At 27.1% G+C, this 16310-nt stretch carries 15 protein-coding genes and 3 pseudogenes; 6 read left to right on the top strand and 12 right to left on the bottom strand.

Annotated elements, in window-relative coordinates:
• Nucleotides 1-611 precede the first annotated feature (611 nt).
• Nucleotides 612-1391 carry a hypothetical protein gene (locus tag AACK91_RS08230; RefSeq protein WP_338965806.1) on the bottom strand — a complete coding sequence of 260 codons (780 nt, stop codon included), beginning with the start codon at nt 1389-1391 and terminating at the stop codon, nt 612-614.
• Nucleotides 1392-1747: 356 nt separating this feature from the next.
• Here AACK91_RS08230 and AACK91_RS08225 point away from each other — a divergent pair.
• A pseudogene (locus AACK91_RS08225) lies at nt 1748-2668 on the top strand (GMP reductase).
• 32 nt (nt 2669-2700) lie between these two features.
• Here the strand turns inward: AACK91_RS08225 and rpsU are convergent.
• The 9 genes and pseudogenes from rpsU to AACK91_RS08175 form a co-directional block, all read right to left on the bottom strand.
• A complete protein-coding gene (gene rpsU / locus AACK91_RS08215; RefSeq protein WP_004028656.1) occupies nt 2701-2865 on the bottom strand; it encodes a 30S ribosomal protein S21 in 165 nt (54 codons plus the stop codon).
• Nucleotides 2866-2994: 129 nt separating this feature from the next.
• Nucleotides 2995-3624 carry a hypothetical protein gene (locus tag AACK91_RS08210; protein WP_338965789.1) on the bottom strand — a complete coding sequence of 210 codons (630 nt, stop codon included), beginning with the start codon at nt 3622-3624 and terminating at the stop codon, nt 2995-2997.
• A gap of 112 nt (nt 3625-3736) precedes the next feature.
• Nucleotides 3737-4240 (bottom strand): hypothetical protein, encoded by a 504-nt coding sequence (locus tag AACK91_RS08205; protein ID WP_338965786.1) that lies wholly within the window; start codon nt 4238-4240, stop codon nt 3737-3739.
• A gap of 300 nt (nt 4241-4540) precedes the next feature.
• Nucleotides 4541-4927 carry a hypothetical protein gene (locus tag AACK91_RS08200; RefSeq protein ID WP_338965784.1) on the bottom strand — a complete coding sequence of 129 codons (387 nt, stop codon included), beginning with the start codon at nt 4925-4927 and terminating at the stop codon, nt 4541-4543.
• A gap of 117 nt (nt 4928-5044) precedes the next feature.
• A complete protein-coding gene (locus tag AACK91_RS08195) occupies nt 5045-5575 on the bottom strand; it encodes a hypothetical protein (protein WP_338965781.1) in 531 nt (176 codons plus the stop codon).
• A 145-nt stretch (nt 5576-5720) separates the two neighbouring features.
• Nucleotides 5721-6095, bottom strand: a pseudogene (locus AACK91_RS08190) (IS30 family transposase); the annotation flags it as partial.
• 12 nt (nt 6096-6107) lie between these two features.
• Nucleotides 6108-6488: pseudogene (locus AACK91_RS08185) on the bottom strand (AAA family ATPase); the annotation flags it as partial.
• Nucleotides 6489-6584: 96 nt separating this feature from the next.
• Nucleotides 6585-7508, bottom strand: coding sequence for an L-lactate dehydrogenase (locus AACK91_RS08180; protein WP_419335389.1), 924 nt, complete (start codon nt 7506-7508; stop codon nt 6585-6587).
• A 17-nt stretch (nt 7509-7525) separates the two neighbouring features.
• Nucleotides 7526-8566, bottom strand: a complete 1041-nt coding sequence (locus tag AACK91_RS08175) for a rod shape-determining protein (protein WP_338965775.1) — start codon at nt 8564-8566, stop codon at nt 7526-7528.
• Between the two features lie 531 nt (nt 8567-9097).
• On the opposite strand from AACK91_RS08175, the gene AACK91_RS08170 reads away from it, so the two are divergent.
• The 3 genes from AACK91_RS08170 (at nt 9098) to AACK91_RS08160 (ending at nt 10870) form a co-directional block, all read left to right on the top strand.
• Nucleotides 9098-9247 carry a hypothetical protein gene (locus AACK91_RS08170; RefSeq protein WP_338965772.1) on the top strand — a complete coding sequence of 50 codons (150 nt, stop codon included), beginning with the start codon at nt 9098-9100 and terminating at the stop codon, nt 9245-9247.
• The gene (locus AACK91_RS08165; protein WP_338965769.1) at nt 9247-9498 is read left to right on the top strand and encodes a hypothetical protein; all 252 of its coding nucleotides are present in this window, start codon (nt 9247-9249) and stop codon (nt 9496-9498) included. The genes AACK91_RS08170 and AACK91_RS08165 overlap by 1 nt, the downstream gene beginning before the upstream one ends.
• Before the next feature lie 409 nt (nt 9499-9907).
• Entirely contained in the window at nt 9908-10870 is a 963-nt protein-coding gene (locus tag AACK91_RS08160; protein ID WP_338963247.1) for an IS1/IS1595 family N-terminal zinc-binding domain-containing protein, read from the top strand.
• Nucleotides 10871-11036: 166 nt separating this feature from the next.
• Here AACK91_RS08160 and lon read toward each other — a convergent pair whose 3' ends face one another.
• Nucleotides 11037-13343: an endopeptidase La gene (gene lon, locus AACK91_RS08155; protein ID WP_338965766.1), complete on the bottom strand. Its 2307-nt coding sequence runs from the start codon at nt 13341-13343 to the stop codon at nt 11037-11039.
• A 233-nt stretch (nt 13344-13576) separates the two neighbouring features.
• On the opposite strand from lon, the gene AACK91_RS08150 reads away from it, so the two are divergent.
• Entirely contained in the window at nt 13577-14539 is a 963-nt protein-coding gene (locus AACK91_RS08150; protein WP_338965764.1) for an IS1/IS1595 family N-terminal zinc-binding domain-containing protein, read from the top strand.
• Nucleotides 14540-14832: 293 nt separating this feature from the next.
• Here AACK91_RS08150 and AACK91_RS08145 read toward each other — a convergent pair whose 3' ends face one another.
• Entirely contained in the window at nt 14833-15804 is a 972-nt protein-coding gene (locus tag AACK91_RS08145) for an IS30 family transposase (protein WP_338965762.1), read from the bottom strand.
• A gap of 119 nt (nt 15805-15923) precedes the next feature.
• Between AACK91_RS08145 and AACK91_RS08140 the strand changes: the two genes are divergently transcribed.
• Nucleotides 15924-16118 carry a lipoprotein gene (locus AACK91_RS08140; RefSeq protein ID WP_338965760.1) on the top strand — a complete coding sequence of 65 codons (195 nt, stop codon included), beginning with the start codon at nt 15924-15926 and terminating at the stop codon, nt 16116-16118.
• Nucleotides 16119-16310: the final 192 nt, after the last annotated feature.

The raw sequence follows: 16310 nt of genomic DNA, 5'->3' as shown, positions 1-16310 counted from the left end.
TAATTATTTCACCCTATCAATTAAATTTTTTAAAAAACAACAAAACTGTATTAAAAAAGAAATAAAAAATAAAATTTTAAAATGTAGTATATAGATATTATTGAGGGGTCAATAATAATTATTGTTATACTATAAATGGTTATAAAATAAAAACCAACCATTTTCAATGCTATTTATTTAAACATCCCAGTTTCAAATATTAAAAGGTTTTTGTTTTATTGCTAAAATAAGCAGAAAATTAATATCATAAGTTGCAATATGGTGGTTATCACTTTTAAGATTAATAAAAGCTTCAAATATGAGGCTCATCCTTTTTAAAAAATAACAGTAACTAAAACTATTATAAAAAATCAAAAAATGTTTCTTAAAATGACATTACAATAATTAACATAATTAATTCCAAAATATTACAAATTCCTCAAGACCTACCATTCCAACCACCTAACTACTTATTTGTAAAGTAAGGAATGGTTATAAAAGATAGAATGTATTTCATAAATACATTCTTTTTCTTTATTATTCATAAATTTAAATTTAATTGACGGGAATGTTTTTTATTTTAACGAAAAATGGATTTTATTAATTAATAAAATCCATTTTTTAAAGTTCAACTAATATTGACGTTGTGCACGATCTTCGGTTTTATATTGTGGAATATTAATCATATACCCATCTTCACGACGTCACAATCCTTTAATTACTTTTGTTATTAAGTAAACCATAAAGATTGTTCCAATTAAGGTTGACGTAAAGTTTAAGATGTTGGCAAAAATTGATAAACCATCTTGTCCTTTTTGAAACAGACGGCCAAATGCTTCAATTAGTTTTAGTAATGCGGTAATAATTTGAATTATTAACATCATTGTTACGATAACAGTATAAACGGTTGACACAAAGCGTAATCATTTTCCAAAAGAAGTTTCTGCCATCATATTTGCAATAGCACGACTATTGTAGAATCCAGGAACCAAAATTAAGCTTATGACACTAACGGCAGCTAATACCCCCATCATAATCGCAAAATTTCGTTGTGAGTCGCCTACTCAAACTTTAGTTGTTGCTTTGTTATAAAAAATCATAATAGCAGCAATACTAACAAGACCCGATACTAATCAGGCAGTTCCTAAATAGCGGACAATTACAACACGAGCATTTTTTGTTGCTTTAACATCAGTATCTGGTAGTCATGTTAAGGCAAACGGTGCCAAAAACCCACCAAGTGATAATGATAAAACCGCTAAACTTCATTTATTGGCACATAATTTGGCATCATTACTGCCGATTGCATAACGGATTAACCCAATATTACAGATAATTGTTGTAAATAAAGAGAAAATTACGACTAGTAAAATTACTACTTTATAACTTGCTAAATCTGCATATGAATTCATTAACCAACTATTGGCTGTGTTGATATCGCCATTAAAAGTACCATTGTTATATTGGCCTAATAAATAAAAATAAGCCCCTGCTGCAATGGTAATTCCAACAATCCCAACAATACTTGACAATACAATTCAAAAACGAGTAAATCCAAAATTTCTTGTCATCATTAATATAATCCCTGTTCCTTTCTTGAATTATGTAAATAATTATATGCCTTTCTAACCCTCATTACAAGATATTTTTCTAAACATTTTAAAAATAAAACTGCCCTTTTTCCCTTGTTTTTATGATACATTTAAATAGTGAGGTGAAATAGATAGTGAAAGCATTTGATTATGAAGACATTCAATTGATTCCATAATTATGTGTTGTTGATTCGCGAAAAGAATGTGATACAACCGTTAAATTAGGTAAACATACTTTTAATTTACCTGTTGTCCCATCAAATATGGCAACAGTCGTTAATGAAGAATTATGTAAAAAATTAGCCGAAAAAAACTATTTTTATATTATGCATCGTTTTAATGTTGATCAAGTTAAATTTATTAAACATATGAAAAGTAAAAACTTAATTACTTCAATTTCTGTTGGCGTTAAACCAAATGATTTTGAATTAATTGAAACATTAAAGAAAGAACAGTTAGTTCCAGACTATATTACAATTGATATTGCCCATGGCCATGCCTTTATTGTTAAAAAAATGATTGAACATATTCGTACTAATTTAGGTGAAGAAACCTTTATTATTGCCGGAAATGTTGGAACACCAAAAGCCGTTCGTGATTTAGAACATTGAGGGGCAGATGCAACCAAAGTTGGAATTGGGCCAGGAAAAGTATGTATTACCAAATTAAAAACAGGATTTGGAAATGGTGGCTGACAATTATCAGCTGTGAAATAATGTAGTAAAGGAAGTTCAAAACCAATTATTGCTGATGGTGGATTGCGAGTTAATGGTGACATTGCAAAATCAATCCGAATGGGGGCCACAATGTGTATGGTTGGTAGTTTATTTGCTGCCCACCAAGAATCACCGGGAAAACAAGTTGAAATTGATGGTGTTAAATATAAAGAATACTTTGGATCAGCTAGTGAGTAAAATAAGGGTGAAAAACTCTATGTGGAAGGAAAAAAAGAATTAATTGAAATTCGTGGAAGCATCTTTGAAACTCTTCGAGAAATGACAGAAGATTTACAATCATCAATTTCTTATGCTGGTGGTAAAGATTTGGACGCAATTAAAAAAGTTGATTATGTTATTTTAAAAGATAGTAATTTTTAAAAAAAATAAAAAATCCCAGTTATGGGATTTTTTTAACGAAAACTACGAGATTGCTCTTGTTTATAGCGTCTTTTTTCCTTTTTGCTCATTCAATGCTCTCGTTTACGGGCTTCTTTTCGTTTTACCGAAGAAACCTTGTTAAAACGCTTTAAAGCTTTGTCTAGCGGTTCTCCTGCTTTGACAACAACAGTAGCCATAATATTTCAACTCCTAAAACTATATAAATTAACAATATCATATTATCATATTTTTTGAGACAAAACAAATTTTTATTATTTATCTCTAAATTAATCATCTTTTTCTTTAATTACCCCCCTTTATATTATTTAAATGTTTGATAAAAGTTTATAATTGCTATTACCAACAGTTGATTCCTCTTTTGTTAATGCTATAATTTTTTGTTTTAACTGAATAAAACCACGCATTACTTGCTCATATTCTGTTAAAACAACATCTTTGAAAGCTCCTTTAGTAAGACAAATACCTTGTAAATTTCATGTTGTTCATCTTTCTTGACAAAGGGTTGGCATTATTGCAATTAATTCGGTTGGATCTAACATAATATTAAAAGTTCGAGCAAGATAAGACTGAATTGATTCTTGTAAATTAATTAGTCCATAATCTAATTTAAAAACATCTTTGGTATTACGTTGATAAATAATTGTTTTACTTGTCTTAACATCAACATAGAAATGATTAGCTCTTGTCATTAATCCGTAATGTTGTTTAATTGTTACTCATTTAAGTTTTGGAAAATTTGTCTGAATTACAAGACGTTCTTCTTCAGTACAAGTAAAATTATGAACAAGATAAAACTGATTTTTAGAAAAATCTAATTCTAAATTGTTAAAATACATTAATAAACTTTTTAAATTAACTAACTTATCTTGTTCTAATAAACTGGTTCTAACAATGTTTAAAGTTCCCATCATTTGTTCTTTGGCATGATTTCCCATTCATAAATAATATCCTGTATCAAGATCATAAATAATTAGATTTTGATTATTAAATAAACATTTATTACGATGAAAAATTTTAACAGTATAAGTTCCTAATTCAATTCGTAAATTAGCTATGTAAATCTTTCCACTTTGCTTGAGCCAGTTCGTTTAATGCTGTATAAGGATAATGTTGTTTTAAAAAATCATAAATCCCTTGTTTTAACTTAATTAAAGCATAATAATTTGTCAAAAAATGAACAATTGCTTTTTCAAATGGTAAAGATGGAATTACTTTATTTGCTACCAAATAAATAAATAATAAGGCACTACTTTGACTACCGCCATCATAACAAGCAAGATATGTTGTTTCAGTTTTTACTTTTTCATTTAAAAACTTTAAACCAGCAATAATTGTTATTTTTGGAATATTTTCAATGTTATAATAATCAAATTCTTTCAAAATAACTTGATGCTCTCATAATAAATAGCCTTTTTTCCGAGCAATAGCTGTTCGATCATAACATAACAAGTTAAAATAAACATTACTAATAATAATCTTATTTTCAATATCAACGGGAATTAAAAACTGATTACCAATAACCAACTTATCAATTGCTAATTTCCGTGGCACAAAATCCCTGCCCTTCTAAAAAACCTCCATTATCTTTTTTGTTATTTTATTATATTAATTCATAGTTCTTTTCACTTTAATCATAACAAAAAAAATGAGAAAAATTATGCTCATTTTTTACTTTTCACGATCTTGATTTCATTTTTTTCTAATTCGACGTGAGTTTGCTTTTCTAGAAGAAAATAGTTGTATTAATCTAAAACGGTCAATTAAACGATTTCATCAGTTTTGAAAGAAATAGTCTTGCAGTTTTGGAAAGAAAATAAAAAAGGTTAATAACATAATTAAGAAATAAAACACTTATGCTCCTTTTAAAAATCAGTAATATGCTGTTAACATTGCAATCCCAAAACTATTACTTGTTCAAAATAATGCCCATAATAAATTAATTGAAAATGGTAACAACACCAGTAATGTTTGATAATACAACTTATAAATAATTACTGTTTGAACAAAACGTAAATTAATGTTCTTTTCATCATTTGTCAAAGTTGTTAGCAATGTTTTACTTTGGTTATGATATGTTAATAAATCAACTCAAGTCTTTTGATAAAATAGATACTTATACTGGTGATTAGCCATATTATTAATTTGTTCAAATTTAATATTAAGATTATAAATTACTGTTAGATTTATCATAAACTGACAATACATTGTTTTAAAACTAGCTAACACTACTAAAATCATGAATCAAACCACAGCTAAACAATAACTAAGAAAATATAAACTTAAATTAGTTAACATTTCAGTGTGGTGAAATAATAAGAATGAAATAAAATTATAATTACTTGGTATTATCAATAATTATAAAACAAAAGCGGTAACGGTTTGTATTATTACGGTCAAAAGAAAAACAATAAGGGGTTTAAGTTGTAGAACTAGCAAAATAATAAAGATAAAAAAAGCACTTAAATTAATTAGTAATGATCTTTCGTTAAAATTAATTGTTGGACTAAACAAAGCATAACTATCATTTCCTAAAACAAAAAATAAAATTAAACTAACGATAAATGTTAAAAAAAAAATTTTAAAATTACCACGAAAAATTTGCTTAATAAAGACTTGTTTCATTTCTTGTTTCCTAAAATTATAGTTAAGATAATAAACAATAGTATTTCCTAAAATAATGCCCCCAAGAATAGCACCTAAAGCTAAATAAGTTTTACTATGATTTATATAAATGAATGGATAAAGTAATACTGGTACACCAAAAGTAACGACATACCCAAGGTCTTTTAATAAGAATGTTAATATTATGGCAGACAGAAAAACTAAACCTACAAGACAAACTGGGGATAAAACTTTAAATAAGGAATTATGTAAAATGAAGTGCAACAAATCTTATTAGTTAAATAATACAATAAAAATCATAAAAAATCAATTATAAATTTTTAAAAATCAAAATATTTATAGTTTTTATTTTATTTTAAGGAAAATTAAGCACACTAAAAAATAATTTATTAAATTACTTCAAATAAACCTATTTAAAATTATCTGAAAATACCTCTTTTGCTGTTTTTCAATTAAGAACAGGCCTTAATTTATCATTTATAACATTAACTACTCAATTTATTTTTTGTTGACTAACATTATTAAAATCAGTTCCCTTAGGAAATCATTGTCTAAGTTCAGAATTCATATATTCAATTAATGGTTTTTGTTGTGGTTTACCAGGGTCACAAAAATAAACTTGTGTTTCAGCAAATATTTCTAATTCTCTTCATTTACTAAATTCTTTTCCTCTATCAGTTATTATTCCTTTAATTTTCCCAAATAAATTATTACTTATAACAATATCTTTAAACTTTTCCACAACTTCATTAGCAGTATGATTTTTTAATTTCATAACAAAATATGGATTTTCTGTTGTACATGCAAACATAATTAAATGCCCATTTTCTAAGTATTGTAATAAAATATCTTGGCGGTCTTTATTCATCCGGTGAACTTCTTCAACAATAATAATAAAACGCTCAACATTTTGTGCTTTTTTAATAATGTTTTCTAAATCTTGTTTTTTATCAATTTCTGCATTAAAAACAGCATATTCTAATTGTAAGTCATTTGCTAAAGCACGATCAATACTACTTTTCCCAACCCCAGGATCACCATAAAAAATTAATGAACTAGCATAGTTATATTTCAACATTCGTGAAATAAGACCATTTTGATCATTAATAATATGACTTTGTCCAATAATCTCCGCAATTGTTGTTGGGCGTAACAAGAACGCTAATGGTTGTTGCATTAATATTCACTATTATTTTTTAAATCATAACATAAAAAAACTGATAATAAATCAGTTTTATTGAATCCCAATTGCTTGAAAAGCAACAGTTAAGGTCTAATGAATTTTTTGACAAGATTTATTAAATTGTTCTTGTTCTTCATTATTAATATGTAATTTAATAATTCGTTCTCACCCACAGTTGCTCACTACGGCTGGAACACCAGTATAAATTCCATTTTGACCATATTCACCGCTTAAATATGCACCAATTAAGATTGCTTGGTTCTCACCACGGATAATAATCCGCGCAATGTGAGCTAAAACAACACCAATGCCATAGAACTTTGATTTTTTCTTTTCAATAATTTTGTATGCCATATTAATAGCATCAGTTTGACAAGTTTTTAAATCCTCAATCGTCAAGCGCCCTTCTTCAATATAGTCACTAATTCGTTTCCCTAAAATTGAAGCACAACTTCACGCTGTCATTGCTGAATCCCCGTGTTCACCCATAATATAGGCGTGCACCGAACTAGGATGTACATTTAACTTCTTCCCAATCAAACGACGTAAACGCGCAGAATCCAAACCAGTTCCTGACCCTAAAATTGTATGCGGATCAAAACCAGTTACTTTTTGATATACAGTAGTTAAAATATCTACTGGGTTAGATGCAATTAATGAAATGCCTTTAAAACCAGAAGCTTTAATTGCTAAAGCAATTTCTTGCATAATTCTAGCATTATCAGCAACAATTTCTAATCTTGTTTCACCCTCTTTTTGCGGACGCCCAGCAGTTACAAAAACCATATCAGCATCAACACAATCTTGATAAGTTCCGGCATTAACACTATAAAATGGTCGTTCTAAGACAGCATTACAATCATCGAGATCCAAGGCATGTCCTTCTGCTCATTCATAATTAATATCAATTAAAACATATTCTTGAGCTAAACCTTGGTTAATTGCAGCATAAAGAAATGTTGTCCCTACTGAACCACAACCAACTAAAACAATTTTACGACTCTTCACCGTTAAATGTTAGCCACTAACAATTAATAATCTAATTCTTTTGTTTTTTGGTGCTCTTGACGAATAATGTCATAAATATCTGATTCGAATTTTTTTGTTCCATTAATAACCGCTAATAAAGGTTGTTCCCCAATTTTAGCTGGTAATTGTAAGGTTTCTTCAAAGTAATGATCAATTCCTTTGATTAAACCACCACCACCACAAATGGTAATTCCATTTCGGAAGATATCCCCCGCTAATTCTGGTGGTGTTTCTTCTAAGACTTGGACGGCTAAATCAATAATCCGTGAAACCGGAACCTTTAACACTTCACGAACTTCTTCCGGTGTTAATTCAATTTCACGTGGTAAGCCTGAAACAACATCTCGTCCGTATACTTTCATTTTACGTTCATCACCATGTTTTGCTAATGAACCAATTTCAATTTTAATCATTTCTGCTGTTTTAATTCCAATTTCTAAACCATATTGTGAACGAACATATTTTAAAATTTCATCATTTAAATAGTTTCCAGCAACTTTTACTGATTTTGATAACACAATATCCCCAGAAGCAACAACAGCAATATCAGTGGTTCCTCCACCCATATCAATAACTAGGTTTCCAAAAGGTTTGTAAATATCAACTCCGCCACCTAAAGCAGCCATTTTAACTTCTTCTTCAACAAAAACTTTTGTTGCACCTAAGTTCATTGCAATTTTTTTTAACGCATTTTTTTCTAATTCCGTAATCACTGACGGACAAGCTAATAACATAATTGAATTAGCTAATTGTTTACTAACCCGTAAACGATTAAAAATATATTTTAATTGGGCTTCCGTTGCACGAATGTCCGTAATAACCCCATCAACCATTGGTCGCACAATTCTAATTGTTTTATTTCCTTTTCCAATCATTTTATATGCTTCATTACCAACAGCAACAATTCTATTTTCTTTAATTTTATAAGCCACAATTGATGGTTCATTATAAACAATTCCGCTCCCTGATATATAAACCAAGGTATAAGCTGTTCCTAAATCCATCGATACAAAAGTTGGCTTTTTATTATTAAACATCGCCATATCCAATCCTCCTTAATAGTAATTATATGCTTTTTTTAAAATAAAAACAATAATTAATAATAATATGTTGGAATAAAGTTTTAGGTCCTACCGCTACTTATATATTTTTAATTTATCTTTTCTAAGTTGCGACTTGAAACTACTTTTTTGATTGTTTCCATATTTTTTAGTTCAACCTCTTTATATTCAGTTTCCACGAATTCAAAAATTGATGACATTTTAATTTGTGAAACAAAAGATTCTTCTCTTAGTCAATGGCATCGTGTAAGTTAAGTGCAACAAATCAACTCAGAAAGGAGTTGATTTTTTAATGGAAAGAAAACATTATTTTATTTTACGGTCCTTAGTAACTAAGTATGGAAAAGATAATGTTATTAATACGGTAAATAATATTGTAATTAATAATGAAAAAGAAGATGAATAAATTATCCGCGTAATTTATTAGCGGTAATTTATTCAATATAGTTTATTTTGAGCGTAGCGAACACGCGAAGCGTGCCGCGAAAATTAGATTTTTAGGAGTAATAAGTTATGCCAGTTTGATTAACGACAATTTTTAGTGTTGTTATTATATTAGGTATTTTTGTGTGAATTGGTTTATCAATTTATCAGAAAATTCGCCAAATTAAAGCAAATAAGAAAAAAGAACAAGAAAAATTAGATAAGGAGGATAAAAAATAATGTTAGGTATGTATTTAACAACAGCAATTAATTTTTTAGCAGTTGGTGATAAACCTGCCATTTCAGATGGAATGGGTTCTATTTGAAGTGGTTTAGGACAAGCAATGATGAAAGTTAAAGAAGCAATTTATGCTGTATTACCACAATTAATGACCTTTTTAGGTGATGCGTGAATTATTTTAATTCCATTTGGTATTTTTGTTATTGTTAAGATATTAAACTTTTTCCGTGTTATGGTTAAAGGATTTTAATATTTATTATTACTGATCATATATCTTAGCTATGGTACACTAGCTTTTATGTGAGTTGATTAAATAATTTTGTTGTTTATTTTTGTATTACACACTGTCTATAAGTTATTATTGAAATTATTAGTAATGAAATAATTGTTTTAAAGTAGGATTTAATAAAAATAAGAATATTTTTATTACGGGTCATATTAATAGTAGTTTTGGAATATAAATTTTTATAATATTCTTTATAAATATATCTACTTTTTTTTAAAATTTGTAGGCAGTATGTAGTGCAAAAATATCAATTTAATTATAAATGATTAATTTTATATTTTAATAACTATTATCTTTAATTTTGTCGAAAACTCTTGATATTTATAAAATATACCTAAAATTAGGTATATTTTTAATATATAGAGGTAAATAAATGATGAAAAAAATAATTACAGAATTAATAAATAGCTTAACAGATGATCAATTTTTAGAATTTTATGAAAAAATAAAACAACAAGCAGACTTAATTAAAAAACAAAAACGTTTAAATGAAATTGATCAAAAATTTAGAGATAAAGGCATTATATGTCCTAATTGCAAATCTTTTCATTGTGTTAAAAATGGTCATAATTCCGAAGGAAAACAAAAATATTTATGTAAAAAATGTCGTGCTAGTTTTGATGCATTTCGTCATCATTTTACTTATTGAAGTCATTTAAATTATGAACAGTGAAATTTATTAATTCAAATTTCATTGTTAGGACAATCTAGTAAAATAATTTCTCGTTTTATTAAAACAACCCCAAAAACCGCTTGATATAATCGACAAAAATTAATGCAATCAAAACAATTAGAAAATACACAGTTAAAATTTAAAAAATTAAATGGTCAAATCCAAATGGATGAAACATTTATTAAAGAAATTCATAAAGGCAATTTTAAAGATAAATTTGATAAACGAAAAACTCATCTCGATCCATTTTCAACTGATACCAAATGCTGTATTCAAATGGCAGTTGATAGCAATAATAATATTTTTGTTCAATCCACCAATACCAAAAGATTACAAAAACAATGGATTATTGAAAATATGAATAAGCAACTAATTAAAGAAAAATCAATAATTATTTCTGATATGCAACCACTATATTTATTAGTAGCAAAACAAACAAATTCTACTCTATATTCCACCAAAACTAGTACAAACCCTGATACTAGTTATCAAAAGTTAAATAAGATTAGTAAATTACAATCCAGTCTTAAAGAAGCCTTAATTCATTATCATGGTTTGGGTTTCACTAATATTCAAAATTATTTAAAGCTCTGAAAATGAAAATACCAACACAAAGGTTTAACACCAAACCAACAATCAACGGTATTATATTTTAACGTTTAAAAAATTTAAAGCAAAATCATAATCTTACACAAAATTAGTTTTCAAATTGTCATATTGATGATTTTTTTTATTTCATCAAGAGTTTTCGACAAAATTAAAGAATAAAATTAATAAAAAATAAAATAACAAATAAAAAAAATGTATCAAAACTGATACATTTTACATTTTAGTTTGTGCCAAAAACATTATTGAAGACTTCATCATAAGTTGCTACCGGAATAATTTTTAATGTTTCTTGAACTTCTTTTGGAATATCTTCAATATCTTTAATATTTTTATTTGGAATTAAAATTGTTTTTAAACCACTTCGATTAGCTGAGATTGATTTTTCACGGAGTCCTCCAATTGGTAAGACTTGTCCCCGTAATGTAATTTCTCCCGTCATTCCAATATCTTTTGAAACCGGACGATTACTTAACGCACTAATAATTGCTGTTGTTAAAGTAATCCCTGCTGATGGACCATCTTTTGGCACCGCTCCTTCCGGAACATGAATATGAATATCGTGAGTTTCAAAGAATTTTGCACTAATACCAAATTTATCTGAATTTGCTTTAACATAATCTAACGCAATTGACGCTGATTCTTTCATTACATCACCTAGTTTTCCCGTTAAGACTAATGAGCCTTTTCCTAAAAAACTATTAACTTCAATTGGCAGAATATCACCCCCAAATTGGGTATATGCTAAACCAGTGACAACCCCAACTTGTGATTCTTTTTCTTTTTCAGTATGTTCAAAACGACGTTTTCCTAATAACTCATTCACAATTTTATCTGTTACAGTTAAATTCGTCATTTCTTTGTTTAAGAATTTAACAATAAATTTCCGAGAAATTGCATTTAAGTCTCGTTCTAATTGACGAACACCAGCTTCACGCGTATAATGCTTAATTACTTCATTAACAGCATCATAAGTAATTGTTAATTGCCCATCTGCTAAACCATTATTACTTAATACTTTTGGAACTAAATAATCTCTTGCAATATGGAATTTTTCTAACTCTGTATATGATGATAATTGAATAATTTCCATACGGTCAATTAATGCTTCTGGAATATTATCATAATAGTTTGCTGTTGCAATAAACATAACATTGCTTAAATCATAACTTTCTTCTAAATAATGATCAGAAAATGTTGCGTTTTGTTCTGGGTCTAACACTTCTAACATTGCACTAGCAGGATCACCACGATAGTCAGACGCCATTTTATCAATTTCGTCTAATAAAAATAATGGATTTGTTGTTTTTGCTCGTTTCATTGATTGAATAATTCGCCCTGGCATTGCTCCAATATATGTTTTACGATGACCACGAATTTCTGATTCATCTTTAACACCACCTAAGGCCATTTTCACAAAATTACGGCCAGTTGCTTCGGCAATTGATTTTGCTAAACTAGTTTTCCCAACCCCCGGCGGCCCAACTAAACAAATAATTTGTCCTTTTAAAGAATTAGTCCTTGTTTTTACTGCTAAGTATTCAATAATCCGTTCTTTAACTTTATCTAATCCAAAATGATATTTATCTAACACTTCTTGAGCAAATTTTAAATCATTTTTCTCTTCGGTTTTTTCTCATCATGGCACTTGCATCATTCAATCAATATAAGTTCGAATAATGTTTGATTCACTTGATGCTTGTGGTAGCGCTTCATAACGAGTAATCTCTTGTTCGATTCGTTCTTTAATATTTTTAGGGAATGATTCTTTTGCTAAACGTTCTTTGTATGTTTTCATTTCATCAGCCGCATCGTCAAATTCACCTAATTCGTCTTTAATAGCTTTTAATTTTTCACGTAAATAATATTCTCGTTGTTGTTCATCAACTCGTTCTTTAATTTTCTTACTAATTTTATTATCAATATCATTTGCTTGTTGTTTATTAACTAAATGATCAAAAATAATTTGTAATCTTTTTTCAACATCTAATTGTTCTAAGATATCTTGTTTTTTTGCCACTGGAATAAATGGTAAAAATTGTGCAATTGTATCAACAACTTCATTACCATCAACTGAATCACCAATTTGATCTAATAAATCTTCTGGTAAAATGTCTTGTAATTCCATTAGTTCTTTAATATTAGCGGTAATTTTTTCAGCAATTTTATCCTCTGATTTTACAATATCAATGTCAGCAGCATAAAATTCACCTTCTCGTAAATCTAAAATTTTTACCCGATCAACTGCTTTAAAGTTAACAGTTAAACTACCATCTTCTCATACTTTACGAATTTTTAATTCCGCCAAAATTCCAATGCGATAAATTTCAGATAATTTTGGGTCATCTTCTAGTGGTTTTTTTTGACTAACTAAAACAATATGATTATCAAAATCCTTGTTTGCTGTATTCACTGCTAAAATTGATTTATCTCGTCCTACTTCTAATACTTGTTCAAAGCCTGGAAAAATATAACTACCCCGTGTTACTAAAACTGGTACATTTTTTAATTGCGTTGTTTTTGAATCCATCTTCAAAACACCTCCTGTTTCTTTCCTTCACTTTATATTGACAATATCTTATCACATTTCAACGAATATCGTAATATAATTTGAACTACAAAAGAATTATAACAAAAAAATTAGCACTTGCAATAGATAAGTGCTAATTTTTGTAAATTATTACTTTAATTTTGTCGAAAACTCTTGATATTTATAAAATATACCTAAAATTAGGTATATTTTTAATATATAGAGGTAAATAAATGATGAAAAAAATAATTACAGAATTAATAAATAGCTTAACAGATGATCAATTTTTAGAATTTTATGAAAAAATAAAACAACAAGCAGACTTAATTAAAAAACAAAAACGTTTAAATGAAATTGATCAAAAATTTAGAGATAAAGGCATTATATGTCCTAATTGCAAATCTTTTCATTGTGTTAAAAATGGTCATAATTCCGAAGGAAAACAAAAATATTTATGTAAAAAATGTCGTGCTAGTTTTGATGCATTTCGTCATCATTTTACTTATTGAAGTCATTTAAATTATGAACAGTGAAATTTATTAATTCAAATTTCATTGTTAGGACAATCTAGTAAAATAATTTCTCGTTTTATTAAAACAACCCCAAAAACCGCTTGATATAATCGACAAAAATTAATGCAATCAAAACAATTAGAAAATACACAGTTAAAATTTAAAAAATTAAATGGTCAAATCCAAATGGATGAAACATTTATTAAAGAAATTCATAAAGGCAATTTTAAAGATAAATTTGATAAACGAAAAACTCATCTCGATCCATTTTCAACTGATACCAAATGCTGTATTCAAATTGCAGTTGATAGCAATAATAATATTTTTGTTCAATCCACCAATACCAAAAGATTACAAAAACAATGGATTATTGAAAATATGAATAAGCAACTAATTAAAGAAAAATCAATAATTATTTCTGATATGCAACCACTATATTTATTAGTAGCAAAACAAACAAATTCTACTCTATATTCCACCAAAACTAGTACAAACCCTGATACTAGTTATCAAAAGTTAAATAAGATTAGTAAATTACAATCCAGTCTTAAAGAAGCCTTAATTCATTATCATGGTTTGGGTTTCACTAATATTCAAAATTATTTAAAGCTCTGAAAATGAAAATACCAACACAAAGGTTTAACACCAAACCAACAATCAACGGTATTATATTTTAACGTTTAAAAAATTTAAAGCAAAATCATAATCTTACACAAAATTAGTTTTCAAATTGTCATATTGATGATTTTTTTTATTTCATCAAGAGTTTTCGACAAAATTAAAGAATTATTATGCTTTTTTATTATATGGAATTATGTAAAATGAAGTGCAACAAATCTTATTAGTCAAATAATACAATAAAAATCATAAAAAATCAATTATAAATTTTTAAAAATCAAAATATTTATAGTTTTTATTTTATTTTAAGGAAAATTAAGCACACTAAAAAATAATTTATTAAATTACTTCAAATAAACCTATTTAAAATTATCTGAAAATACCTCTTTTGCTGTTTTTCAATTAAGAACAGGCCTTAATTTATCATTTATAACATTAACTACTCAATTTATTTTTTGTTGACTAACATTATTAAAATCAGTTCCCTTAGGAAATCATTGTCTAAGTTCAGAATTCATATATTCAATTAATGGTTTTTGTTGTGGTTTACCAGGGTCACAAAAATAAACTTGTGTTTCAGCAAATATTTCTAATTCTCTTCATTTACTAAATTCTTTTCCTCTATCAGTTATTATTCCTTTAATTTTCCCAAATAAATTATTACTTATAACAATATCTTTAAACTTTTCCACAACTTCATTAGCAGTATGATTTTTTAATTTCATAACAAAATAACTTTTACTATTTTGTTCAACTAAAACCAAATTACTAGATTGATGCTCTTTTCCAACTATGGTATCCATTTCAAATCAACCAACATCAGTCTCTTTATTCTCAATATCTCATATTGATTTAAAATTAATTAATTTACCACGATTATCAAATTTTCCTTTTGTTTTATATTTTTTACCACGATGACGTAAATTCTGTTTTAAAAAACCATAAAAACCCAAACGAATTCATTTATACAATGTTTTAACACAAACAGGAAATTTAATACCAAACTTTAGAAAATAACGATGAATAAGTTGTGATGGAGAATCACGATAAACATTAAATCTTATATTAATAAAATTTAATTGTTCTTCTGTAAACTTATATCTTTTATTATTCTTTTTTCTTTTCTCATAATACATTTTATCTGACTTATAAGCACTATATTCATCAATAGTTTTAAAACGCTTAATTTCTCGCAAAATAGTACTACGATTTCTGTTCAAACATTTAGCAATTTGTGCAATATTTATTTCACCATTCTTTTTTAAAAATAATTTTGATAATAATAATTTTTCCAATTTAACCCTATCAATAAAACTTAAATGACTATACATAACATTTATATACCTTTCATTAATTTATAAATTTAATATTAAAATTATTTAATGCATTATTGATATATGATAAAATCAATTATAGAATTCAAGTAATTTTAATAAAGGAGAAGTAAAATATGAAAAAGTTACTAAGTATTTTAATAGCAATCGGATTAACTACAACAAGTACAACAACATTAATTAGTTGTGAAAAACCAAATAATAATGAAAACGGGGGGGTAATAAACCTACACCAGAACCACAACAACTACCAGAAAATAGCAAATGAACTAATATTCCTAGAACACAGGCGCCTAATAAAGAGTTTTTAACTGCTACTAATAAATGATATTTTTATATAAATAAATATGAAAATAATTATATAACGACAAAATTTTATTTTGATAATAATTTTATTAAAAATAAAAACACTTGATGACAACACTTAAAAAATGATTCAGATTTTATCTTTAATTTTGTCGAAAACTCTTGATGAAATAAAAAAAATCATCAATATGACAATT

The organism is Spiroplasma endosymbiont of Sarcophaga carnaria (genome assembly GCF_964019595.1).
Taxonomy (GTDB): Bacteria; Bacillota_I; Bacilli_A; order Mycoplasmatales; family Mycoplasmataceae; genus Spiroplasma; species Spiroplasma poulsonii.
This window is presented reverse-complemented; position numbering and strand designations above follow the sequence as displayed.